This window comes from Streptomyces cyaneus, from assembly GCF_004028635.1.
GTDB classification, from domain to species: domain Bacteria; phylum Actinomycetota; class Actinomycetes; order Streptomycetales; family Streptomycetaceae; genus Streptomyces; species Streptomyces cyaneus.
The window spans coordinates 99,232-121,864 of sequence record NZ_RQJW01000021.1; the positions used below are offsets into that span (position 1 = coordinate 99,232).

The following is a 22,633-nucleotide window of genomic DNA, read 5'->3' on the forward strand; positions in this document are numbered from 1 at the left end:
GAACGTGCCCCGCACAAGGTTACTGGGTACGGGTCACTCGTCCGGCCGCGCAGCCACTGGCCGGCGAGGGCAGGCAAAATCAGCCCGTCCGGCGTTTGAGGACGAGGCCCGTTCAGGGCCAATGGGGGTCCAGGGGGCGGAGCCCCCTGGCGGGGTCGAAGGGGCGGAGCCCCTTCAAGGACGGGAAGGGTAGGGGCGGCGGGGGCGAGAAACCCTACTGGCGGATCGCCCAGCCCCGCTCCCGCAGCGCAGCACTGAGCACCGGCGCCGCCTTCGGCTCCACCATCAACTGCACCAGACCGGCCTGCTGCCCCGTCGCGTGCTCGATCCGTACGTCCTCGATGTTGACCCCGGCCCGCCCCGCATCCGCGAAGATCCGAGCCAGCTGCCCCGGCTGGTCGTCGATCAGCACCGCGACGACCTCGTACACCCGAGGAGCCGCCCCGTGCTTGCCGGGCACCCGCACCTGCCCCGCGTTCCCGCGCCGCAGCACGTCCTCGATCCCGGACGTCCCCTCCAGCCGCTTGACGTCGTCGGACGACTGCAGCGCCCGCAGCGCCCGCACCGTCTCCTCAAGATCCGCGGCGACATCCGTGAGCAGATCGGCGACCGGCCCCGGGTTCGCGGAGAGGATGTCGATCCACATCCCCGGATCGGACGCGGCGATCCGGGTCACGTCACGAATGCCCTGACCGCACAGCCGTACGGCCGCCTCCTCGGCGTTCTGCAGCCGCGCCGCGACCATGCTGGACATCAGGTGCGGCATGTGCGACACCAGCGCGACCGCCCGGTCGTGGGCGTCGGCATCCATCACCACCGGCACGGCACGGCAGTGCGAGACCAGCTCCAGGGCGAGGTTCAGCACCTCGGTGTCGGTGTCGCGGGTCGGCGTCAGCACCCAGGGACGGCCCTCGAAGAGATCCCCGGTCGCGGCCAGCGGCCCGGACTTCTCACGGCCCGACATGGGATGCGTACCGATGTACGACGACAGGTCGAGCCCGAGCGCCTCCAGCTCACGCCGCGGCCCACCCTTGACGCTGGCCACGTCGAGGTAGCCGCGGGCCACACCCCGGCGCATGGCGTCGGCCAGCACCCCGGCCACGTGCGCGGGCGGGGCGGCGACGATCGCGAGGTCCACGGGCCCCTCGGGCGCCTCGTCCGTGCCGGCCCCGAGCGCGGCCGCCGTACGGGCCTGCTCGGAGTCGTGGTCGGCGAGGTGGACGACGACACCGCGCCCCGCCAGCGCCAGCGCGGCGGACGTACCGATGAGACCGGTGCCGATGACGAGTGCGGTTCTCACTGGGCGATGTCCTTGCGCAGGGCGGCCGCGGCGCCGAGGTAGACATGCGCGATGTCGGCCCGGGGCTGGTCCGACTCGATGTGCGCGAGGACGCGCACGACCCGCGGCATGGCGCCGGCGATGTCCAGTTCCTGGGCGCAGATCAGCGGTACGTCGACGATGCCGAGCTTGCGGGCGGCGGCCGCCGGGAAGTCGCTGTGCAGATCGGGTGTGGCCGTGAACCAGATGCTGATGAGGTCGTCCGCGGTGAGGCCGTTGCGCTCCAGGATCTCCGTGAGCAGGGCCCCGACCTGCTCGTCCATGTGGCCGGCCTCGTCCCGCTCCAGTTGGACGGCCCCCCGGACCGCTCGTACCGCCACGGCTCTGCTCCTTGCTGCTGTACGGATCGGCTCTTCGCCGGTCCAGCCTAGTCAGCCCGTGCGCGGCGGACGTATGTCGCCCGCCCGCTGAGACACCGACTGACGCCCGAAGTCAGCTTTGCGGCACTGTCACCCGTGTATCCCGATTTCGCTACCGGACTGCGAACACCTCCGTGCGCCCCTGGACGCCGGGCCACGGGTCCGCTCTCATGGGCAGGAAGCTCGCCTCGGGGGAGGCCTCATGAAGCGTCCCGGACCCTTGCTCACCCTTCTCGCGGGACTGTTGGTCGGCGTGTTCATGCTGTCGCTCAACGCGACGACGGGGACGAAGAACACCTCGTCCTCGTCCGCGGACACCACGAAGGAGTCGCCCGCGGTGACGGCGTCACCGACGCCCACCGGGACGACCCCGTCATCGTCACCCTCGCCCACCACGGCGCCCGCCCCCGTCCCCGACGCCCGCTACGCAGGCCGCACCGACGACGACTCCTCCGCCGTCGCCCTCACCCTGCGCGACGGCAGGGCGATCGCGTACTTCTGTGATGGCCGCGCCAAGGAGTCCTGGCTGCGCGGCGATGTGAACGATGACGGGACCATGCGGCTCACCGGCAAGGACGGTTCCGTGCTGAACGGCACCCTCGAGGACGGCAAGCAGATCCGCGGCACGGTCGACATCGACGGCGGGCACCACGCCTTCACCGCCGCCAGGACGAAGAAGCCGTCGGGCCTGTACCGGGCCACCTCCACCGTGCGCGGCGCCGAGGTCGACGGCGGCTGGATCGTGCTGCCGGACGGCCGGCAGGTCGGCGTCCTCACCCGCGACGGCAAGCCCTCGCCCGCCCCGCGGCTCGACCCGCGGACGGGCGCGGTGACGGTCGACGGACAGCGGCTCACGGCCGGCCCCGCCGCCCCCTGATCCACTCCTCGATCCTGCCCTCACCTGCACCCCCTGCCCGCTCCCCTCCTCCTCGATCCCCCTCCTCACGGGAGTCGATCATGACCGTCGACCCGAACGCCGTCACCCAGGACTTCCCGTCCCCGCCCCCCGGCCACCGCCGCCCGCACCCCGCCCGCTATCTGGTCCCGGCGCTGGTCGCCTGCGCGGTCGCGGTGGCCCTCGGGGCGTACGGCAAGGTCCACGACCCGAGCGGGACGGCCTTCAACCTCGCCGGGTTCAGCAGCACCGGCGCGGTCAAGTCATGGCTGGCGACGGCGGCGATCTTCTTCGCGCTGGTGCAGCTGGTCTCCGCGTTCATGCTGTACGGCAAGCTGCCGGGGCCGGCCTGGTCGTCCGCACTGCATCGCTGGTCGGGGCGCGCGGCGTTCCTGGTCTCCGTCCCCGTGGCGGTGCACTGCCTGTACGCCATGGGCTACCAGACGTACGAAACGCGCGTTTTCTGGCACTCTCTCCTGGGTTGCTTCTTCTTCGGTGCTTTCAGTGCAAAGATGCTGTTGCTCCGCTCGGAGCGACTCCCCGGCTGGCTGCTGCCGATCGTCGGCGGGCTGGTTCTCACCGCTCTCACGATCATCTGGCTGACTTCCGCCCTCTGGTTCTTCCGCACTTTCGGAGTGACGACATGACCAACGGTCCGACGCGGCGCACGATCCTCATCGCGACGGGCGCGACGGGTGCGGCAGCGCTCGTCGCGAGCTGCGGCGATTCCGGCGGCACCGGCGACTCGGCCCCCAGCCTCTCCCCCGGCCAGGAGTTGGCCACCACGAGCGACATCCCGGTGGGCGGCGGCACGATCTTCAAGAACGAGGAAGTGGTGGTGACCCAGCCGAAGGACGGCGAGTTCAAGGCCTTCTCCGCCATCTGCACACACCAGCGGTGCACGGTCGCCAATGTCTCGGACGGCACGATCAACTGCACCTGCCACGGCAGCAAGTTCAACATCACGGACGGCTCGGTGGCCAACCCTCCGGCGACGAGGCCACTGCCCGAGAAGAAGATCACCGTGGACGGAAATTCGATCCGCCTGGCGTGATCCGCCCCGTACGCTCCGGGGCATGCACCCCGAGACCCTGGTACGCGACCACACGATCTACGCCTGCGTCATGGGCTCGCGCGCCTTCGGTCTGGCCACGGACGGCAGCGACACCGACCGCCGGGGCGTGTTCCTCGCTCCCACCGCCCTCTTCTGGCGCTTCGACAAGCCGCCGACGCACGTCGAAGGCCCGCTGGAGGAGCAGTTCAGCTGGGAGCTGGAACGCTTCTGCGAGCTGGCCCTGCGCGCCAACCCGAACATCCTGGAGTGCCTGCACTCCCCGCTCGTGGAGTACGTCGACGACACGGGCCGCGAACTCCTCGAGCTGCGCGAGGCGTTCCTGTCCCGCCAGGCCTTGGAGACGTTCACGCGCTACGCGCTCGGGCAGCGCAAGAAGCTGGAGGCGGACGTCCGCGCCCACGGCGTCCCGCGCTGGAAGCACGCGATGCACCTGTTGCGCCTCCTGGCGAGCGCCCGCGACCTGCTGCGCACCGGCCGCCTGACGATCGACGTGGGCGACGGGCGCGCGGCACTGCTGGAGGTCAAGCGCGGCGAAGTCCCGTGGCCGGAGGTGGAGTCCCGGATGACCCGCCTGTCGAGGGAGGCGGAGGATGCCGCCCACCACAGCCCGCTGCCGGCCGAGCCGGACCGCCGCCGGGTCGAGGACTTCCTGATCCGCGTCCGCCGCTCGTCAGCCCTCCAGCCGGGTCCGTACGACGAAGGCGTGCAGGGCGTCGTAGGTGCTCGGAGCGTCGGGCAGCGCTGAGGCCGCCTGCGCCTCGTCCAGCACACTGTGCAGTCGCTCGACGTCGGCCGCCACGCGCGCGTGCTCGACGTCGGCGGCCCCGTGCTCCTGCTCGGCCTTGGCGTCGATCAGCTCCGGCAGATAGGCGGGCGCGTCGACCTCCCGGAGCAACGTCGGCAGATGCGGCTGCACCTCACCACTGCGCATCAGATGGATGCCGGTGAGCAGCACGCGGAAGGTGTAGAGCAGGGGCTTGAGCTCGCCGGTCTTCTCGAAGAGCCGCCACTGCGTGCCGCCGAACCCCCGGTAGTGATGCGCGTGGTGGCTGGTGACGACGCCGGGCGCGAGTTCGGCCAGCTCCCGGTGGGCGTCCGTGCTGTGCACGACGAGCGGCGACAACAGCTGCTCCAGGACATAGCCGTTACGCCGCAGCATCAGCCGTACGAACTTGCGCAGGTCGTGCGTGACCAGGTCCATCTCGACGCCGTCCCGCACCCACATCCGTGACCGCGTCTCGTCCGGCTCCCGGAGCCCGACGAGGTCGGCGGTCGGCAGCAGGTGCACGCCCCGCAGGTCGACGTCCGAGTCGCGTGACGGGAAGCCGTAAAGGTGCGCGCCGGAGACCGTCGCGAACAGCACCGGGTCGGGCTGTTCGGCGACGACGGGCATGAGGTCGATGTCCAGGGCGTCGATCATCCGTCAAGCGTCCCAGAGCGCCCCGAGGGTCAGCAGGTCCCCCCGGTACTCGATCCGGTCCGCCCACTGCGTCGGCCAGGCGTCGGCCCCGAGCCAGGCGCCCGCGAACGCTCCCGTCAGGCACGCGATCGAGTCCGAGTCCCCGGACGTGCAGGCGGCCCGGCGCAGGGCCGTCAGCGGCTCGTCGACGAACAGCAGGAAGCACAGCAACCCGGTCGCGAGGGCCTCTTCGGCGATCCAGCCCGCGCCGGTGGCCAGGCACGGGTCGGTCTCGGGCGAGGCCGTGCGTACGGCGTCCTGGAGGCGGCCGAGGATCTCCAGGCACTCGTCCCAGCCGCGCGCGATGAAGTGCTCGGGGGTGGGGTCCTGGCTGCGGGTCCACAAGTCGCCGAGCCAGCGCTCGTGGTACCGGCTGCGGTTCTCATAGGCGTACGACCGCAGCAACCCGACCAGCCCGGTCGGCTCGGCGCCCTGCGCGAGGAGCCGTACGGCGTGCGCGGTCAGGTCGGACGCGGCGAGCGCCGTGGGATGCCCGTGGGTGAGCGCGGACTGCAACTGGGCGGCGCCCGCCCGCTGTTCGTCGCTCAGACCGGGGACGAGACCTAGGGGCGCGACGCGCATGTTGGCGCCGCAGCCCTTGGAGCCGATCTGGCTGGCGTCCTGCCAGGGCAGGTCCGGGCGCTCCAGCAGGTCGCAAGCCCTGAGGCAGGTGTTGCCCGGGGCGCGGTTGTTCTCCGGCGAGCGATTCCACGCGATGAACTCCGCACGCACCGGCTCCGCCAACGCGTCGGGCCCGAGTACGCCCATGTCCATCGCCGTCCGTAGCCCCTTCCCCAACGCCAGCGTCATCTGGGTGTCGTCGGTGACGATCGCCGGCGTCGGCAGCTCCATCTCGCGCCAGGGCCCGCACTTGGCGAGGATCGTCGGCACGTCGTTGAACTCGGTAGGGAAGCCGAGCGCGTCGCCGAGGGCGAGGCCGAGCAGGGAGCCGGTGGCGGCGCGCTTGCGGACGGTGGTCGTGGTCATGCGGGGCGTCCTTCCGGGGTGGGCCGCAGCAGGGGCGGGTGGAGGGCGGTGGCGGTGCCCGCGCTGTACAGCGCGGCCGGTTTGCCGCGGCCGCCGGTGAGCCGGGCGGCGCCGGGCACGGGTTCGACGAAGCCCGGCGTGGCGAGCACCTTGCGGCGGAAGTTGGGCCGGTCGAGGGCGGTGCCCCACACCGTCTCGTAGACCTGTTGCAGCTCGCCGAGCGTGAACTCGGGCGGGCAGAAGGCGGTGGCGAGACAGGTGTACTCGAGCTTGGCGCCGACGCGTTCATGGGCGTCGGCCAGGATCCGGTCGTGGTCGAAGGCGAGCGGCCCCGCCGTGTCGTACGGCACCCAGCGCGCCTGCGCCGCGTCGCTGCCGCCGTGCGGTTCGGGCAGGTGGGGCAGCAGCGCGGTGAAGGCGACCGTCACGACCCGCATCCGGGGGTCGCGGTCGGGCTCGCTGTAGGTCCGCAGCTGCTCCAGGTGCAGCCCGGAGACGTCCGACAGGCCGGTCTCCTCGGCGAGTTCACGCCGGGCGGCCGTCTCCGCCGACTCGTCCGGCTGCACGAACCCGCCGGGCAACGCCCAGTGCCCCTTGTACGGCTCCTGCCCGCGCTCGACGAGCAGGACCTTCAGGACGCCGTCGCGGATGGTGAGGACGGCGAGGTCGGCGGTGACGGCGAAGGGCTCGTGCGCGTATTTGTCGTAGTTCATGCTCATGAGAACCCACCCACCCCCTCAACAGCTTTTATAGTCATCACGACTATAAAGAGGGTGGGGTAACGGCACAACCCCGGTCAGGCAAAGGACTCGCGACGGCCCAGGAAGGCCAGCAGCCGGACATCGGCACGCGCGCGTGGCGGCACCGCGACCGGTGCGGCGAACCGCACCCCCCTGTCCTCCTCCGTGACCACACAACGGGCGACGTTCAGCAGCTCGGCCGCGAGCGCGACCGGGATGGGCCTCGGCCGGCCGCAGGCCTGGGCGACGTCCCACCCGTGCACGGCGATCTCGACGGCGCCCACGGCTCCCATCACCCGCACGTCCAGCGGCCGCTCACCGACCAGGACGCGGTCCCCGGCGGGCCCGGCCGCCCAGGCGCCGAGCACAGCGCACGCGCGCGTACGGAAGCCGCAGACGCGGTCGGCGCGCGGGAACAGCCCGATGCGGCCGCCGGTCAAACCCTCGTACAAGGCGTCCAGCGAGTCGTCGAGGTGTCCGAGCAGCTCCCCCAGATCCCACTCGCCGCACGGCGTCCCGCGCCGCAGATCCCCGGCCTCCACACCCGCGACGCCGCCGAGCGTGTAGGCGAGCGAACGCTCCAGCAGCTCGCCGGAGTTCATGACAGGCCCCATAAAGCCCTCAGCGGCCCCTCAGGCGCCGTACGGGATGCCTCCCGGGTCTTCGGTCGCCCGCGCTCCTCGCGATCCGCCGTGGTGGTCCTCATGCCCGCTCCCTCCGTCACGGATACAGACCGGCGCAGGGGCGAAAACACATCGGCCGGTCCCGGGTCGGCACCCGGAACCGGCCTGCACGCACGCGTACGGGACTACAGGACTACAGGACTACAGATCGACTTCCTGCATCAGCATGCCGACCTCGGTGTTCGACAGCCGCCGCAGCCAGCCCGACTTCTGGTCGCCGAGGGTGATGGGCCCGAAGGCGGTGCGCACCAGCTTCTCGACGGGGAAGCCCGCCTCCGCCAGCATGCGGCGGACGATGTGCTTGCGACCCTCGTGGAGGGTGACCTCGACCAGGTAGTTCTTGCCGGTCTGCTCGACGACCCGGAAGTGGTCCGCGCGCGCGTAGCCGTCCTCCAGCTGGATGCCGTCCTTGAGCTTCTTGCCCAGGTCGCGCGGGATCGGGCCGACGATGGCCGCGAGGTAGGTCTTCTTGACGCCGTACTTGGGGTGGGTGAGGCGGTGCGCCAGCTCGCCGTGGTTGGTGAGCAGGATGACGCCCTCGGTCTCGGTGTCGAGCCGTCCGACGTGGAAGAGCCGGGTCTCACGGTTGGTGACGTAGTCGCCGAGGCACTGACGGCCGTCGGGGTCCTCCATCGTCGAGACGACACCGGCGGGCTTGTTGAGCGAGAAGAACTGGTACGACTGCGTGGCGACGGTCAGGCCGTCGACCTTGACCTCGTCCTTCTCCGGGTCGACCCGCTTGCCCTGCTCCAGCACGATCTCGCCGTTGACCTCGACCCGCGCCTGCTCGATCAGCTCCTCGCAGGCACGCCGGGAGCCGTAACCCGCGCGCGCGAGCACCTTCTGCAGGCGCTCACCCTCCTGCTCGGCGCCCGGGAAGGTCTTGGGCAGCTTGACGTCCTTCTTGCCCGCGTAGCGCTCGCGGTTGCGCTCCTCGGCGCGCGCGTCGTACTCGCGGGACGTCGCCGGGGCCCAACGGCCCCGACCGGTGCCGCGCTGCTGGCCCTGCTTGGGCCCGCCCTTGGCACCTCCGCGCGCGGAGGCACCGCGGCCGGACTTCGGGCCGTCCTGCGTCGCCCCGGGGCCTACGTCGTAGCGCCGCTCCTCCGGGCGCGGCTTCTTCGGCCGGCCGCCCTGCTTGTCGTCGCGGTTGTTACCGGCGCCGCGGTAATTACCGCGGCCACCACTGCTCCCGCCGCGGCCGCCGCTGTTGCCACCACGGCTCCCGCCGTTGTTTCCGCTGCTGTTCCTGCCGCTGCTGCTTCGCATCAAAGTTCCGTCTTGTCGTCTGCGTCCTCGGAATCCGGAGCGTCCGGATCGAACGACGGGACTCCTTCCAGCGTCTCGGCCTCGATCGCCTCCGCCTCCGGGAGGAAGGGCGCGAGCTCCGGGAGCTCGTCCAGGCCGCGCAGGCCCATTCGCTCAAGGAAGTAGTTCGTCGTCCTGTACAGGATCGCACCTGTTTCGGGTTCCGTGCCCGCCTCCTCGACCAGCCCGCGCTGAAGGAGGGTGCGCATGACACCGTCACAGTTCACTCCGCGCACGGCGGAGACGCGGCTGCGGCTGACCGGCTGGCGGTACGCGACGACCGCCAGGGTCTCCAGGGCGGCCTGGGTGAGGCGGGCCGTCTGACCGTCGAGCACCAGACGTTCGACGGCGGCCGCGTACTCGGAGCGGGTGTAGAAACGCCAGCCGCCCGCGACGAACCGCAGCTCGAAGCCGCGCCCCTGCACGGCGTACTCGTCGGCCAGCTCCCGCAGGGCATCGGCGATCTGGCGTCGCGGCCGCTCCAGGAGCTTCGCGAGGCGCTCCTCGGTCGCAGGTTCGTCCACGACCATGAGCATCGCCTCAAGGGCGGGCTTGAGGTCGAGGTCGGCGACGGTACGCAGCCCGGCCGGAAGCTCGGTTGTGTCCTCACTCACGCCTTCTTCTCCTCCTCCTTGGGCGGCTCGGGCGGCCGGTCGAACTCGTCGGTCACCATCGGCGCCTCGTCCCCGTCCCCACCGGTCCAGCGCACGACGAGCTCCCCGAGCGCGGTCTCCTGGTCGAGGGCCACGGCCTTCTCGCGGTACAGCTCCAGCAGAGCCAGAAATCGCGCTACGACGGTGAGGGTGTCGTCGGTGTCCTCGACGAGGGCCCGGAAGCTGGCCTCGCCGAGCTCCTTGAGCCGTGCGACGACGATCCCGGCCTGCTCCTGCACACTCACCAGCGGGGCGTGAATGTGATCGACGTAGACCTGCGGCTTGGGCTTGGGCTGCATCGCCTTGACCGCGAGCTTGGCGAATCCTTCCGCCCCGATGCTGATGACGACCTCGGGCAACAGCTCGGCGTGCTGCGGCTCGAGCCCGACGGTACGGGGGTAACGCCGGGCCTCGTCATCGAGCCGTCGGCTGAAGATGTCGGCGATCTGCTTGTACGCCCGGTACTGCAGCAGCCGCGCGAACAGCAGGTCCCGCGCCTCCAGCAACGCGAGGTCGGCCTCGTCCTCCACCTCGGCGGAGGGCAGCAGCCGGGCCGCCTTGAGGTCGAGCAAGGTGGCCGCGACCACGAGAAACTCGGTCGTCTCGTCGAGATCCCAGTCCGACCCCATCGCCCTGATGTGCGCCATGAACTCGTCGGTCACCTTGGACAACGCGACTTCGGTGACATCGAGCTTGTGCTTGGAGATCAGCTGGAGAAGGAGATCGAAGGGCCCCTCGAAGTTGGAGAGCCGAACCTTGAAGACACCGTCGTCGGATTCTTCGGGCTCGGCGCCGACTTCCGGCGGGTCGGCCACGTCCTGGGCAGCGGGCTTCGGCTCAGCAGCTCGCATCTCCTGCTGCGGCCGGCTGGCCTCGGGCTCTTCGGGCTCGGCAGAGGGCGGTTCCACATCGTAGCCGCCACCGTTGTGGGCAGGCGTTCCGCCGGTGGTCCCCCCAGGCCCTGCCGGCACCGGGGGAGGAACGGGTGGGCACAACGGCCCAGCGGCCTCAGTCGGAGACTCAGCCTCGGCCACCGACGAGCTCTCCGCAGGAGGCGCAGACACCGGCTCAACCGGCGGAGCCACCGGTGCCGCCCCCGGCCCTCGCCCCAGCGCACGCCGACGACCGGCTGCTGCGCCGGAGGCCGAGGCGGGAACGTCGTTCGAGGTCATGGCCCCCGCAGGCTACCGCTACCGCCCGCGAAGCCGTCGTACGAGGATGCTCGCGTCCCCGCGGGACTCCAGATCGGCCAGCACCACGGCCACCGCCTCGCGGACGATCCGCCCGCGGTCGACGGCCAGCCCGTGCTCACCGCGGAGCACCAGACGCGCGTGCTCCAGATCCATGAGCTCCTCGGCGGAGACGTACACGGTGATCTTCTCGTCGTGCCGTTCACGACCACTGGGCCGACGCGTGCCTCCCCGCCCACGCTTGCGCGGCGCGGCGGCAGAGGCAGCGGCGCCGGACGCGGCGGAACCGCCGAGGGCACCCGCAGAGGCCCCGGCAGAACCTTCCTGCGCCCCCTGACGTCGCGCGGAGCGCTCAGCGGCAGCGGCACGGCTGCGCGACTCACCGGCGTCGACCGACTCCGTGTCAGCCGCCACATGCTCCGCGCCATCGCCGTCACCGCCCTGTGCGGGCACCGACTGCGGCGCGTCCTCCGCCGCGGCGGCGGCGTCGCTCTCCCCCGCGGGAGCCGGCACCCGGACCTCGCCGTTGGCCGGGCGCCGGGGAGTGGACGGCTGGAGCGCCGTACCCCCTGTCGTGCGGAACAGTTCGTCGGCCCCCGGCAGACTCACTCGGCGTGACACCGGGCGAGCACCTCCCTGGCGAGCTGGCGATAGGCGGCGGCACCGACGGAGTTGGAGGCGTACGTGGTGATCGGCTCACCGGCGACCGTGGTCTCCGGGAAGCGGACCGTGCGCCCGATGACCGTGTGGTAGACGTGATCGTCGAACGCCTCGACGACACGCGCGAGCACCTCACGGCTGTGCACCGTGCGCGAGTCGTACATCGTGGCGAGGATCCCGTCGAGCTCCAGCTCCGGGTTGAGCCGCTCCTGGACCTTCTCGATGGTCTCCGTCAGCAGCGCGACACCTCGCAGGGCGAAGAACTCGCACTCCAGGGGCACGATCACCTTGTGGGCGGCCGTCAGCGCGTTCACCGTGAGCAGACCCAGCGAGGGCTGACAGTCGATCACGATGAAGTCGTAGTCCGGCAGCAGCGGCTTCAGGGCGCGCTGGAGCGTGGACTCGCGCGCGACCTCACTCACCAGCTGGACCTCGGCGGCCGACAGGTCGATGTTGCTCGGCAGCAGGTCCATGTTGGGGACCGCCGTCTTCAGGAGCACCTCGTCCGCCGACATGCCCCGCTCCATGAGCAGGTTGTAGACGGTGAGGTCGAGCTCCATCGGGTTGACGCCGAGGCCGACCGACAGCGCGCCCTGCGGGTCGAAGTCGACGAGCAGGACCCGGCGTCCGTACTCCGCGAGTGCGGCACCCAGGTTGATGGTCGACGTCGTCTTGCCGACGCCGCCCTTCTGGTTGCACATCGCGATGATCTTCGCGGGACCGTGATCGGTCAGCGGGCCCGGAATCGGGAAGTACGGCAGCGGGCGCCCGGTCGGGCCGATGCGCTCACGGCGCTGACGGGCAGCGTCGGGCGCGAGCGTGGCCGCGTACTCGGGATCGGGCTCGTACTCCGCGTCGGGGTCGTAGAAGTGCCCCTCGGGCAGTTCGTCGTAGTCGGCGAAGTGGTTGTGGGGCGCGCCACTTCCGTCGCCGGCCATGGCGTTCACGTGATGGCCATCCATGCTCATGTTTGCTGGCTGAGTCACCCCTGAGGTCAGGTGACCCTGGTGGGCTGCGAAGGTGCGCACCGCGACGGAGCCGACAGCCTCGAATCCCGCGGGACCCTGGCCCCGTACCGGCATTCCTGGTTGACCACCCCCGGGAGAAAATGTCGACTCATTCACAAGTCGTCTTACCTCCTTGGGGACCAGGAAACTTCTAGACAGGTCAGCGTGGCACCATGCCGACGGTTGGCGACTCTATGGCGTGTCGGCGGTCCGCAGCAACACAATCCGCCGGACCGGGCAGATGTGTCGACAATGAAACATCCCGCTGTCAAGGGCGTACGGCCGTCGCACGGCAGGTTTCACCGGTGTACGAATCGGTCTAAGGGTTGCGTTCGAGGCGAGTTGACCGAGAGTCGCAAAGTGACCATACACACATCCGGCCGGACCTTTTCGGGCAAGGTCCGGCCGGGTGCGTACGGTTGACGACTCTTGTTGACGTATCGCCTTTACCAGAAAGTGACTTAGCCGATCGGCTCAGCCGAGCAGCGATTCGAGCTCGACGTGCTCCAGGTCGTGTGCCTCCGCGACCTCCCGGTAAACCACCTTGCCGTCATGCGTGTTGAGGCCCTTGGCCAGCGCGGGGTCGCGGCGCAGGGCCTCCACCCAGCCGCGGTTGGCCAGTTCGACGATGTAGGGCAGCGTGGCGTTGGTCAGCGCGTAGGTGGAGGTGTTGGGCACCGCGCCGGGCATGTTGGCGACGCAGTAGAAGACCGAGTTGTGGACCTGGAAGGTCGGCTCGGCGTGCGTCGTGGGGCGGGAGTCCTCGAAGCAGCCGCCCTGGTCGATCGCGATGTCGACAAGGACACTTCCCGGCTTCATCCGCGAGACCAGCTCGTTGGTGACCAGCTTGGGGGCCTTGGCGCCCGGGATCAGGACGGCGCCGATGACGAGGTCGGCCTCCAGGACGGCCTTCTCGAGCTCGAAGGCGTTGGACATGATCGCCCGGACCTTGGTGCCGAAGACCTTGTCCGCCTCGCGCAGCTTGTTGATGTCGCGGTCGAGCAGCGTGACGTGGAAGCCCATGCCGACGGCGATCTGCGTCGCGTTCCAGCCGGAGACGCCGCCGCCGATGACGACGGCCTTCGCGGGCTGGGTGCCGGGGACGCCACCGGGGAGCACGCCACGGCCGCCGGCCGAGCGCATCAGGTGGTAGGCGCCGACCTGCGGGGCCAACCGGCCCGCGACCTCGGACATCGGGGCGAGCAGCGGGAGCGCGCGGCTGGGCAGCTCGACGGTCTCGTATGCGATCGCCGTGGTGCCGGACTCGATGAGTGCGTCCGTGCACTCCTTGGAGGCGGCCAGGTGCAGGTAGGTGAAGAGCGTCTGGTCCTTGCGGAGGCGGTGGTACTCCTCGGCGATGGGCTCCTTGACCTTCAGCAGCAGGTCGGCGGTGGCCCACACCTCGTCGGCGGTCGGCAGGATCCGGGCGCCTGCGGCGATGTACTCGCTGTCCGGGATCGACGAGCCGACACCGGCTCCCTGCTCGATGACGACCTGGTGGCCGTGGCGCACCAGCTCGTGCACGCCGGCGGGGGTGATGGCCACCCGGAACTCGTTGTTCTTGACCTCGCGGGGGATGCCGACCTTCACGTCGATCACGGTCCTTGGCTCAGAGGGTGTGGGGGCATTGCAAGACATACCCAGGCATGCAGGGCACACCGGGAGACACCGCAGGAGAAGGTGCGGCAGAGCCAGTCTAATGAAGGCGTTCTCTCTGTCTAGCCTTTCATTGCATCAATCTTTGGCGGATGTACTACGGATTTCGCAGGCGTTAGCGTCGTGTTCCGGCTCGAAAGCCTCTTGCTCGGGCTCTGTCACGGCCTCTGTCACGGCTTCTGCCACCGGCTCCGTCACGGGCTCAGGCTCGGCCGCATCGGATTCCTGAGGCTCCTCTCCCAGCATCCGCCGGGCCGCGCCCCGGTGCAGCTGCGCGGCCGCGGGATCGCCGAGGTGTTCCAGGGTGTCGGCGAGCCGCAGGTACAGCGCGGCCTGGAGCCGTGGATCCTCGGCGCGCCGAGCCAACTCCACCGCCTCCTGGCAGGTACGCAGCGATTCCTCGGGCCGCCCCGCGTACTCCTGGACCCGCGCCAGCTCGCTCAACGCCCGTGCGTGGCCCGCGACATCGCCGTTCTTGCGATGCCCGGCGATCGCGGCCCGCCAGTTGCGCAGCGCCTCGCCGTACCGGCCCGCATAGGTGTGGGCGGCGCCGATACGGCCGTACAGCCGGGCGGCGTCGGCGCGCTCCCCCCGGGCCAGCCGCTGGGCCAGCGCCCGGCCGAACCAGTCGGCGGCCCGGTCGTAGTCACCGAGCTCCAGGTGGGCGCCGCCTACGGATTCCATCGCGCGACCGGTCGCGTACGGGTCATTTGCCTCCCGTCCGGCGTCCAGCGCGGCCCGAAAGCTCACGAGCGCGGCCTTTGTCCGCCCGGTCCGGGCGTCGAGGTCGCCGAGGTTCAGCAGGGCCGCGGCCTTCTCGCGGGGCAGGTTCCGGCGCTCGGCCACATCGAGGACCATGCGGTGGATGCCGTACAGGTCGCCGGCGGCCGCCTGCGTGCCGAAGTGCGCGACCATGGCCCTGACCAGCTGGGACATCAGGCGCCGGGCCAGGGTGTCCAGCTCCCCGTCGGCGACCGCGGCACGGGCCGAGGCCAGCAGGGCGGGCCTGCGGATGCCGATCCAGTCCGCGGCCGCCCTGGGGTTGGGGAAGCGCAGGGCGCGGGGCGTGCCGAGGAGTTTCTGCCGGGCCTCGGGGTCGTCGGTCTCGGTGATCGCCCGGCAGGACTGCAGCAGCCGTACCGTCCGCTCCAGCATGCGGGCACGCGCCAGCTGGATCTCGCCGGGGCGGTCCTGGGTCTCGGCGAGGGCCTTGAGGAGGGGGTGCAGACAGGCCGGGACCTCGTACTGCGGCAGCGGCGAGGCGACGGCGTGCAGCAGGCCGAGGGCGGCGAAGTCGTCCAGGGTGGTGTGGGCGCCGTCGACCGAGCAGCCGGCGAGAGCGGAAGCGGTGTGCGGATCGACGAGGCCGCCCGGGGCGAGGGACAGCAGCCGCAGTATCCGGGCGGCGGGAACCGGCAGGGACGCGTAGACGAGCCGGAAGACCCGGCTGAGCGGTGTGCCCTCCTCGCCCTCGGCGTGCACCTGCTTGGCGAGGTCGGCGACGGCCGCCTTGGGGCGGGCGGCGAGCCAGCCACCCGCCAGCATCAGCGCGGCGGGCTGCCCCTGGCACACCTCGACAAGGCCCTCGGCGGCCCGCGGGTCGACGGTGATGCGGACCGAGCCGGCGTACCGGGCCAGCAGCTCCACCGCCGACTTGGTGTCCAGGCCGCCCAGCGTGCAGGGCCGCACGTCCGAGATCCCGGTCAGCGGGCCGTGGGAGACGGCCACGACCAGGCACTCCGGTGTGTCCGGCAGCAGGGCGTCGACCTGCTCCGCCTCGGCCGCGTCGTCGAGCAGGAGCAGGATCCGGCGCTCGGCCAGGGCCTCGCGGAGGGCCGCCGTGAGGTCGTCCTCGGCGGCGCCGGGCGGGCTCGGCAGGTCCAGGGCGGTGAGCAGTTCACGGGCGGTGCGCCCGACGGGGACGGGGGTGCCGTCGGGCTCGCTCAGGCGGGCGCGCAGCACGCCGTCCGGGTAACGGTCCGCCACCTGCCGTACCAGTTCCGCGGCGAGCGCGGTGCGGCCCGAGCCGGGGCGGCCGGCGATGAGCAGCACGCGCGCGCGTGGCGCCTTGCGACCGGAGAGGGTGTCCAGGCCCGCCCGCTCGATGTCGGCGCGGAGCTCCTTCAACTCGCGCGTGCGGCCCAGGAATTGGTTATGGTCGGACGCCTGCGCCGACACCTGCGGGCCGCCTGTGTCCACCACCTGATCCGTCACGGGCCACACTCCCGTCCCACCACACGCGCAAGCCCGCCGGGACTCCGGTTCGGGCGTATCCAGAGCCTAGTTCACGCTCTGCTACGTTCCGCGTGGAGCACGGCGGGCACGGCATGGACGTCGCTCGATCGGATCAGCCGATCTTCACACCGCAAGCGGGGATGTGTTCGTTCAGGACTCGAAGGGGCGGGCGGGCCAGGGCGCCTCCGCCGGGCGCAGCGCGTCGACCCCGTCGCCGTTCCTGGCCGCGACCAGTGACAGCGCGCCCACGACGAGGCAGTTGTTGTGCAACTCGCCCGCGAGCACCGCCCGGACGAGCTCGTCGACCGGCACGCGCGCATGCTCCATGTCGGCCTCCTCGTCCTCCACCTCGAAGCGGTCCCCGTCGGCCTCCGACAGGTTGCGGGCGAGGAAGATCCGTACGGCCTCGTCGCAGCCGCCGGGCGTGGTGTAGACGTCCGTCAGCACCCGCCAGTCCTCGGCCTTGACGTGGGCCTCCTCGTACAGCTCGCGCTGGGCGGCGTGCAGTGGGTTCTCGCCGGGGATGTCGAGCAGGCCGGCCGGGATCTCCCACAGCTTCTGCCGCACCGGGTGGCGGTACTGCTTGATGAGCAGGACACGGTCCTCGTCGTCGAGGGCGAGGACGGCCACCGAACCGGGGTGGACCTGGTAGTCGCGCCGGACCACCGAGCCGCCGGGCATGACCACGTCGTCCGTGCGGACGGAGGTCTTGTTGCCCACGAAGGGGGTCTCCGTCGCCCGGATCTCCCACTCCTCCGGGGTGTCCTTGATCGCCATGCCCTGCCCTTCCACACGCTTTGAAAAGAACGCGCCAAACAAAACCGGGGTGCGCACCTTTGAAGGTTTGCACCCCGGCCACCGTACAACTCTCGTGTTACTTCGAATTCTTGCCGACGCCCTCGGCCTGCTGGCGTTCGACGGCCGCCTTCACGAGGCCGGCGAACAGCGGGTGCGGGCGCGTCGGGCGCGAGCGCAGCTCGGGGTGGGCCTGCGTGGCCACCAGGTAAGGGTGGACCTCGCGCGGGTATTCCACGTACTCGACGAGCTTGCTGTCGGGCGACGTGCCGGAGAACAGGATGCCCGCCTTCTTCTCCAGCTCCGCGCGGTAGGCGTTGTTCACCTCGTACCGGTGACGGTGCCGCTCCTCGACGTACTCCTTGCCGTCGTACACCTCGCGCACGATGGAGCCCTCGGCCAGCTTGGCCGGGTACATGCCGAGCCGCATGGTGCCGCCCATGTCGCCCTCACCGGCGACGATGTCGAGCTGCTCGGCCATGGTGGAGATGACCGGGTGGGAGGTGGCCGGGTCGAACTCGGTGGAGTTGGCGTCGCCGATGTCGGCGAGGTTGCGGGCCGCCTCGATCACGATGCACTGCAGGCCCAGGCACAGGCCGAGCAGCGGGATCCTGTTCTCGCGGGCGTACTTGATCGCGCCGACCTTGCCGAGCACACCGCGGTCGCCGAAGCCGCCCGGGATGCAGATGCCGTCGACGTCGGCGAGCTGCTGCTTGGCGCCGGCCGGGGTCTTGCAGTCGTCGGAGGTGACCCACTTGATCTTCACGCGGGCCTTGTTGGCGAAGCCGCCCGCGCGCAGCGCCTCGGTGACCGAGAGGTAGGCGTCGGGCAGGTCGATGTACTTGCCGACCAGGGCGAGGGTGATCTCGTGGTCGGGGTTGTGGACGCGGTCGAGCAGGTCGTCCCAGGTCGTCCAGTCCACGTCGCGGAACGGCAGGTCCAGCTTGCGCACGACATAGGCGTCCAGGCCCTCGCCGTGCACGGTCTTCGGGATGTCGTAGATCGAGCGGGCGTCGGGGCAGGCCACCACGGCCGCCTCGTCGACGTCGCACATCAGGCTGATCTTCCGCTTGATCGCGGTCGGCACCTCGCGGTCGCAGCGCAGCACGATCGCATCTGGCTGAATACCGATGTTGCGCAGAGCCGCAACCGAGTGCTGGGTCGGCTTCGTCTTCAGCTCTCCCGAGGGGCCGATGTACGGCAGGAGCGAGATGTGGACGACGAAGACGTTGTCACGACCGACCTCGTGACGGACCTGGCGGACGGTCTCCAGGAAGGGCAGCGACTCGATGTCGCCGACCGTGCCGCCGACCTCCGTGATCACGACGTCGACCTCGTCCGTCGCCATGCGGCGGATGCGGTGCTTGATCTCGTTGGTGATGTGCGGGATGACCTGCACGGTGTCGCCCAGGTACTCGCCGCGGCGCTCCTTGGCGATCACCGTCGAGTACACCTGACCGGTGGTGACGTTCGCGGATCCGTCCAGGTCACGGTCGAGGAACCGCTCGTAGTGACCGATGTCCAGGTCGGTCTCGGCGCCGTCGTTGGTGACGAACACCTCACCGTGCTGGAAGGGGTTCATCGTGCCAGGGTCGACATTGAGGTACGGGTCCAGCTTCTGCATCACGACGCGCAGACCCCGCGCCTTGAGCAGCATGCCGAGGCTGGAGGCCGTCAGGCCCTTTCCGAGCGAGGAGGCGACACCCCCGGTGACGAAGATGTGCTTGGTCGTCGTGGTGCTGTTTCGAAAAGCAGCGGGCGGCATGGCCAAGAGGGGGCTCCCGTGGTCGCGATCTTGAAGTGCGGTTCGGGGGTCTTCACGCCCACCGGTCCACGGGCTACCAGGGTATCAGCGACTGAGACCGACAGCTTCCGGCCACGCTCCGCACACGTGCCTGCACAGATCCGTACGCTTCACCGGTCTCCCACTCGTCGGTCACCCATTGCTCACCCGTTCGGCCGACCCGGGTTGCCCGGAGCGGCACACAGATCATCTACGTGCGTCGTATCCTGCTCGGACATTCGCTGCCGAGCCCGGCCGGCAACACGGCACCACCCCTCGCCCGTAACCACCGGAACAACGAGAGCTCGTCAGTTCGTTGAGCAGAGGTTGTTGAGAAGAGACTGTCGTGTTGCCTCACGGCCGAGACGACTGCTTTGCTTCACCGCTCAACGACGCATTACAAAACCCACCCCTTGACCGCACTAAGCGAGAGCCCCCTTCTCAGTAGGGGGTGACGTGGCCGTTCGACTGGAGTTGCACGTGGCCGGGCGCATCGAAGACTACGCACTCATCGGAGACATGCAGACAGCGGCGCTGGTCTGCCGGGACGGCACGGTGGACTGGCTGTGCCTGCCCCGCTTCGACTCGCATGCCATCTTCGCCGGCCTGCTGGGCACCGAGGAGCACGGCTTCTGGCGGCTCGGTCCCGCCCACGCCTCCGACGCGGAGCCGCCCACCGCGGCCCGGCGCAGCTACCGCGGCGACTCCCTGATCCTGGAGTCCGAGTGGGACACACCGCGCGGCACGGTCCGGGTGATCGACTTCATGCCCCCGCGTGACGGCGCGCCCCAGCTGATCCGGATCGTGGAGGGCGTCTCGGGCCGGGTGCCGATGCGCTCGGCGCTCAGGATGCGTTTCTCGTACGGCCGGATCGTGCCGTGGGTGCACAAGCACGAGGGGCGCACGGTGGCCGTCGCGGGCCCGGACTCGGTGTGGTTCGACACCGACCGCGAGACGTACGGCAAGTCGCTGACGACGTACTCCGACTTCACGGTGGCACCCGGCGACCGCTTCGCGTTCACGATCTCCTGGCAGGCCTCGCACAAGGAGCCGCCGCCGCTGCCGGAGCCGGAGCAGTCGCTGGAGGCGACGGAGGACTTCTGGCGGGAGTGGGTGGAGCACTGCACGTACCACGGGCCGTACCGCGAGGCGGTGATCCGCTCGCTGATCACGCTGAAGGCGCTGACGTACGCCCCGACCGGCGGCATCGTCGCCGCGCCGACGACCTCCCTGCCGGAGGAGATCGGCGGCGTCCGCAACTGGGACTACCGCTACACCTGGCTGCGCGACGCGGCGATCACCCTGTCGTCGCTGCTGCGCACCGGCTACCGCGAGGAGGCCCGCGCCTGGCGCGAGTGGCTGCTCAGGGCGGTCGCGGGCGACCCGGAGAACCTCCAGATCATGTACGGCATCGCGGGCGAGCGCGAACTCGGCGAGGCCGAGCTGGACTGGCTGCCCGGCTACGAGAACTCCGCGCCGGTCCGGGTCGGCAACGGCGCCGCGCACCAGCTCCAGCTGGACGTGTACGGCGAGGTCACCGAGGCCCTGCACCTGGCCCACATGACCGGCCTGGCCCGCAGCGACTACGCCTCGCTGCTCCAGCTCAAGCTGATCCGCTACCTCGAGGACCACTGGGACCAGCCGGACGAGGGCATCTGGGAGGTCCGCGGGCCGCGCCGGCACTTCGTGCACTCCAAGGTCATGGCCTGGGTCGCCGTCGACCGCACGATCAAGCTCATCGAGTCCGGCGACGCCGACGGCCCGCTGGAGCGCTGGCGCGAGCTGCGCGACGACATCCACCGGGACGTGTGTGAGAAGGGTTACGACAAGGAGCGCAACACCTTCACGCAGTCGTACGGCTCGAAGGAGCTGGACGCCTCCCTGCTGCTGATCCCGCAGATGGGCTTCCTGCCGCCGGACGACAAGCGCGTCATCGGCACCATCGAGGCGATCCAGCGCGAGCTGTCCACTGCGGACGGCTTCATCCTGCGCTACCCGACGCAGGGCGAGGACGAGGGCGTCGACGGGCTCCCCGGTGACGAGGGCGCCTTCCTTGCCTGCTCGTTCTGGATGGCGGACGACCTGGCGATGATCGGCCGCGTCGACGAGGCCCGCAAGCTGTTCGAGAAGCTGCTGTCGCTGCGTAACGACCTCGGTCTGCTCGCCGAGGAGTGGGACCCGCGCCTGCAGCGCCAGGTCGGCAACTTCCCGCAGGCCTTCAGCCACGTTCCACTGATCGACACGGCCCTGCGACTGACGGCGTCCGGGGCGTACGGCGGCTGACAGGGCCTGCGGAAAGGCCCGCCTATCGTCGCCCAGCACGCCCAACAGGACGGACGGAACGCGCCCGCCTAGCCTGGAAGCCAGCGATTTGCCCCTTTTCGGAAGGGGGCTGCCATGGCTTCCCACTCGAAGGCGGGCGCGGCCCTCAACGCGCTGCGTGAGGATCTCGCCGGGGATGTGTTCGCCCCTGGGGATTTCGGTTACGACGACGCCCGGGGCGTCTTCAACACCATGATCGACCGGCGGCCCGCGGTGATCGCGCAGTGCGTGGACGGGGACGACGTCGTGCGGGCCGTGCGGTTCGCCCGGGAGCTGGATCTGAACATCGCGGTGCGTGGCGGCGGGCACAGTGTCGCGGGCATGGCGCTGAACGACAACGGCCTGGTCGTCGACCTGCGCCACATGCGCGCGGTCACCGTCCACCCCGGGGCCGAGGCGGTACGGGTCGCGGGCGGCGCCACGATGAGCGACCTGGACCGCGCCACCCAGGTGTACGACCTCGCCACGACAGGCGGCCGGGCCTCGACCACCGGCGTCGGCGGCTTCGTCCTCGGCGGCGGCACCGGCTGGCTGGACCGCTGGTGCGGGCTCGCCGTGGACAATCTGCTCGGCGTCGAACTGGTCACCGCCGACGGCAGCCGGGTCCATGCCAACGCGGACGAGAACCCGGACCTGTTCTGGGCCCTGCACGGAGGCGGCGGCAACTTCGGCATCGCCACCGCGATCACGCTGAAGCTGCACGAGCTGCCGGACTTCTCCATCGCGTTGCTGCTGTACCGGCCGGAGTCCGCCCCTGACGCCGTCCGCACCTTCCGCGACGTGATCGAGTCCGGCCCCGACGAGGTGGGCGGCGGCATCCTGCACTTCACCGGCCCGCCCGAGGACTTCGTACCGCCGCCCCTGGTCGGCTCACTGGTGTGCGGTGCGCTCCTGACGTACGCCGGCACCGAGGACGACATGCGCAAGTACGCCGAGCCGCTGCTGGCGTTGCCGCACGAGGCGGAGATCGTCGGGGCGATGCCGTACGCCGACGTGCAGTGCATGATCGACGATCCGCCCGGTATGCGGCACTACTGGTCGGCGGAGTATCTGACGGGCGCGCCGGACGACTTCGTCGACGTCTACTGCGCCGGCGCACAGGCCATGCCGGTACCGACCGGCACCCAGCACGCCCTGCTCCCGCAGGGCGGCGCGATCGCCACAGGACCGCACGAGTACCCCGTGCCCTACCGGGACGCGCCCTGGGCCGTGCACCCCTACGGCATGTGGGAGGACCCGGCGGACGACGAGCGGTGCCGGCAGTGGGTCCGCGACGTGCGCACGGACGTGCGGCCGTGGAGCACCGGCGCGGTCTATCTGAACTTCATCGGCGACGAGGGCCCGGAGCGTGTGGTGGCGGGGCTCGGCGCCGAGAACACCCGGCGGCTGGCCGAGCTGAAGCGGCGGTACGACCCGGACAACGTCTTCCGCTTCAACCACAACATCAGGCCGGCCTGAGCGCCGTCACCAGGCTTGCCTGAATGCGG

The 22,633-nt window shown here is 70.5% G+C and carries 21 protein-coding genes; 6 read left to right on the plus strand and 15 right to left on the minus strand.

From position 1 onward, the window contains the following. Window positions 1–214 precede the first annotated feature (214 nt). Complete coding sequence (locus EHO50_RS40820) at window positions 215–1,300, minus strand: prephenate dehydrogenase (protein ID WP_128436920.1); 1,086 nt, start codon at window positions 1,298–1,300, stop codon at window positions 215–217. Then, entirely contained in the window at window positions 1,297–1,659 is a 363-nt protein-coding gene (gene aroH / locus EHO50_RS40825) for a chorismate mutase (protein WP_128436921.1), read from the minus strand. The genes EHO50_RS40820 and aroH overlap by 4 nt, the downstream gene beginning before the upstream one ends. 241 nt (window positions 1,660–1,900) lie before the next feature. On the opposite strand from aroH, the gene EHO50_RS40830 reads away from it, so the two are divergent. The 4 genes from EHO50_RS40830 (at window position 1,901) to EHO50_RS40845 (ending at window position 4,413) form a co-directional block, all read left to right on the plus strand. Next, window positions 1,901–2,575 carry a hypothetical protein gene (locus EHO50_RS40830; RefSeq protein WP_128436922.1) on the plus strand — a complete coding sequence of 225 codons (675 nt, stop codon included), beginning with the start codon at window positions 1,901–1,903 and terminating at the stop codon, window positions 2,573–2,575. Window positions 2,576–2,655: 80 nt separating this feature from the next. After that, window positions 2,656–3,240: a DUF6529 family protein gene (locus tag EHO50_RS40835; protein ID WP_128436923.1), complete on the plus strand. Its 585-nt coding sequence runs from the start codon at window positions 2,656–2,658 to the stop codon at window positions 3,238–3,240. Continuing rightward, the gene (locus EHO50_RS40840) at window positions 3,237–3,647 is read left to right on the plus strand and encodes a Rieske (2Fe-2S) protein (RefSeq protein WP_128436924.1); all 411 of its coding nucleotides are present in this window, start codon (window positions 3,237–3,239) and stop codon (window positions 3,645–3,647) included. The genes EHO50_RS40835 and EHO50_RS40840 overlap by 4 nt, the downstream gene beginning before the upstream one ends. Before the next feature lie 22 nt (window positions 3,648–3,669). Further along, entirely contained in the window at window positions 3,670–4,413 is a 744-nt protein-coding gene (locus EHO50_RS40845) for a nucleotidyltransferase domain-containing protein (protein ID WP_128436925.1), read from the plus strand. On the opposite strand, the gene EHO50_RS40850 is transcribed toward EHO50_RS40845, so the two are convergent. From EHO50_RS40850 to EHO50_RS40910, 13 genes are all read right to left on the minus strand, one after another. Beyond that, complete coding sequence (locus EHO50_RS40850; RefSeq protein WP_128436926.1) at window positions 4,339–5,088, minus strand: nucleotidyltransferase domain-containing protein; 750 nt, start codon at window positions 5,086–5,088, stop codon at window positions 4,339–4,341. The genes EHO50_RS40845 and EHO50_RS40850 overlap by 75 nt on opposite strands. Window positions 5,089–5,091: 3 nt before the next feature. Next, a complete protein-coding gene (locus EHO50_RS40855) occupies window positions 5,092–6,114 on the minus strand; it encodes an ADP-ribosylglycohydrolase family protein (protein ID WP_128436927.1) in 1,023 nt (340 codons plus the stop codon). Further along, window positions 6,111–6,827, minus strand: coding sequence for an NUDIX hydrolase (locus EHO50_RS40860; protein ID WP_128436953.1), 717 nt, complete (start codon window positions 6,825–6,827; stop codon window positions 6,111–6,113). Before EHO50_RS40860 ends, EHO50_RS40855 begins: the two co-directional genes overlap by 4 nt. A gap of 83 nt (window positions 6,828–6,910) precedes the next feature. Continuing rightward, window positions 6,911–7,456 carry a TIGR03086 family metal-binding protein gene (locus tag EHO50_RS40865; protein ID WP_128436928.1) on the minus strand — a complete coding sequence of 182 codons (546 nt, stop codon included), beginning with the start codon at window positions 7,454–7,456 and terminating at the stop codon, window positions 6,911–6,913. Between the two features lie 222 nt (window positions 7,457–7,678). Continuing rightward, complete coding sequence (locus tag EHO50_RS40870) at window positions 7,679–8,806, minus strand: pseudouridine synthase (protein ID WP_128436929.1); 1,128 nt, start codon at window positions 8,804–8,806, stop codon at window positions 7,679–7,681. Continuing rightward, window positions 8,806–9,459: an SMC-Scp complex subunit ScpB gene (gene scpB, locus EHO50_RS40875; protein ID WP_128436930.1), complete on the minus strand. Its 654-nt coding sequence runs from the start codon at window positions 9,457–9,459 to the stop codon at window positions 8,806–8,808. The genes EHO50_RS40870 and scpB overlap by 1 nt, the downstream gene beginning before the upstream one ends. After that, window positions 9,456–10,670 carry a segregation and condensation protein A gene (locus tag EHO50_RS40880; RefSeq protein WP_128436931.1) on the minus strand — a complete coding sequence of 405 codons (1,215 nt, stop codon included), beginning with the start codon at window positions 10,668–10,670 and terminating at the stop codon, window positions 9,456–9,458. Before EHO50_RS40880 ends, scpB begins: the two co-directional genes overlap by 4 nt. An 18-nt stretch (window positions 10,671–10,688) precedes the next feature. Then, the gene (locus tag EHO50_RS40885) at window positions 10,689–11,309 is read right to left on the minus strand and encodes a hypothetical protein (protein WP_128436932.1); all 621 of its coding nucleotides are present in this window, start codon (window positions 11,307–11,309) and stop codon (window positions 10,689–10,691) included. Next, window positions 11,294–12,430: a ParA family protein gene (locus EHO50_RS40890; RefSeq protein WP_079052605.1), complete on the minus strand. Its 1,137-nt coding sequence runs from the start codon at window positions 12,428–12,430 to the stop codon at window positions 11,294–11,296. Before EHO50_RS40890 ends, EHO50_RS40885 begins: the two co-directional genes overlap by 16 nt. Before the next feature lie 399 nt (window positions 12,431–12,829). Beyond that, a complete protein-coding gene (ald, locus tag EHO50_RS40895) occupies window positions 12,830–13,945 on the minus strand; it encodes an alanine dehydrogenase (protein WP_128436954.1) in 1,116 nt (371 codons plus the stop codon). Window positions 13,946–14,089: 144 nt separating this feature from the next. Then, window positions 14,090–16,225 (minus strand): tetratricopeptide repeat protein, encoded by a 2,136-nt coding sequence (locus EHO50_RS40900; protein ID WP_128436933.1) that lies wholly within the window; start codon window positions 16,223–16,225, stop codon window positions 14,090–14,092. Window positions 16,226–16,396: 171 nt separating this feature from the next. Continuing rightward, a complete protein-coding gene (locus EHO50_RS40905) occupies window positions 16,397–17,023 on the minus strand; it encodes an NUDIX domain-containing protein (protein ID WP_128436934.1) in 627 nt (208 codons plus the stop codon). Window positions 17,024–17,120: 97 nt separating this feature from the next. Continuing rightward, window positions 17,121–18,806: a CTP synthase gene (locus EHO50_RS40910; RefSeq protein ID WP_128436935.1), complete on the minus strand. Its 1,686-nt coding sequence runs from the start codon at window positions 18,804–18,806 to the stop codon at window positions 17,121–17,123. A gap of 498 nt (window positions 18,807–19,304) precedes the next feature. On the opposite strand from EHO50_RS40910, the gene EHO50_RS40915 reads away from it, so the two are divergent. Further along, the gene (locus EHO50_RS40915) at window positions 19,305–21,107 is read left to right on the plus strand and encodes a glycoside hydrolase family 15 protein (protein ID WP_128436955.1); all 1,803 of its coding nucleotides are present in this window, start codon (window positions 19,305–19,307) and stop codon (window positions 21,105–21,107) included. 114 nt (window positions 21,108–21,221) lie between these two features. Further along, the gene (locus EHO50_RS40920; RefSeq protein WP_128436936.1) at window positions 21,222–22,604 is read left to right on the plus strand and encodes an FAD-binding oxidoreductase; all 1,383 of its coding nucleotides are present in this window, start codon (window positions 21,222–21,224) and stop codon (window positions 22,602–22,604) included. Window positions 22,605–22,633: the final 29 nt, after the last annotated feature.

Coding starts and splice junctions, on each gene's coding strand:
- EHO50_RS40870 (WP_128436929.1), bottom strand. CDS start 8,806: ATGCGAAGCAGCAGCGGCAGGAACAGCAGCGGAAACAACGGCGGGAGC.
- EHO50_RS40860 (WP_128436953.1), bottom strand. CDS start 6,827: ATGAACTACGACAAATACGCGCACGAGCCCTTCGCCGTCACCGCCGAC.
- EHO50_RS40855 (WP_128436927.1), bottom strand. CDS start 6,114: ATGACCACGACCACCGTCCGCAAGCGCGCCGCCACCGGCTCCCTGCTC.
- EHO50_RS40845 (WP_128436925.1), top strand. CDS start 3,670: ATGCACCCCGAGACCCTGGTACGCGACCACACGATCTACGCCTGCGTC.
- EHO50_RS40910 (WP_128436935.1), bottom strand. CDS start 18,806: ATGCCGCCCGCTGCTTTTCGAAACAGCACCACGACGACCAAGCACATC.
- EHO50_RS40865 (WP_128436928.1), bottom strand. CDS start 7,456: ATGAACTCCGGCGAGCTGCTGGAGCGTTCGCTCGCCTACACGCTCGGC.
- EHO50_RS40920 (WP_128436936.1), top strand. CDS start 21,222: ATGGCTTCCCACTCGAAGGCGGGCGCGGCCCTCAACGCGCTGCGTGAG.
- EHO50_RS40905 (WP_128436934.1), bottom strand. CDS start 17,023: ATGGCGATCAAGGACACCCCGGAGGAGTGGGAGATCCGGGCGACGGAG.
- EHO50_RS40840 (WP_128436924.1), top strand. CDS start 3,237: ATGACCAACGGTCCGACGCGGCGCACGATCCTCATCGCGACGGGCGCG.
- EHO50_RS40830 (WP_128436922.1), top strand. CDS start 1,901: ATGAAGCGTCCCGGACCCTTGCTCACCCTTCTCGCGGGACTGTTGGTC.
- EHO50_RS40890 (WP_079052605.1), bottom strand. CDS start 12,430: ATGCCGGTACGGGGCCAGGGTCCCGCGGGATTCGAGGCTGTCGGCTCC.
- EHO50_RS40880 (WP_128436931.1), bottom strand. CDS start 10,670: ATGACCTCGAACGACGTTCCCGCCTCGGCCTCCGGCGCAGCAGCCGGT.
- EHO50_RS40850 (WP_128436926.1), bottom strand. CDS start 5,088: ATGATCGACGCCCTGGACATCGACCTCATGCCCGTCGTCGCCGAACAG.
- EHO50_RS40835 (WP_128436923.1), top strand. CDS start 2,656: ATGACCGTCGACCCGAACGCCGTCACCCAGGACTTCCCGTCCCCGCCC.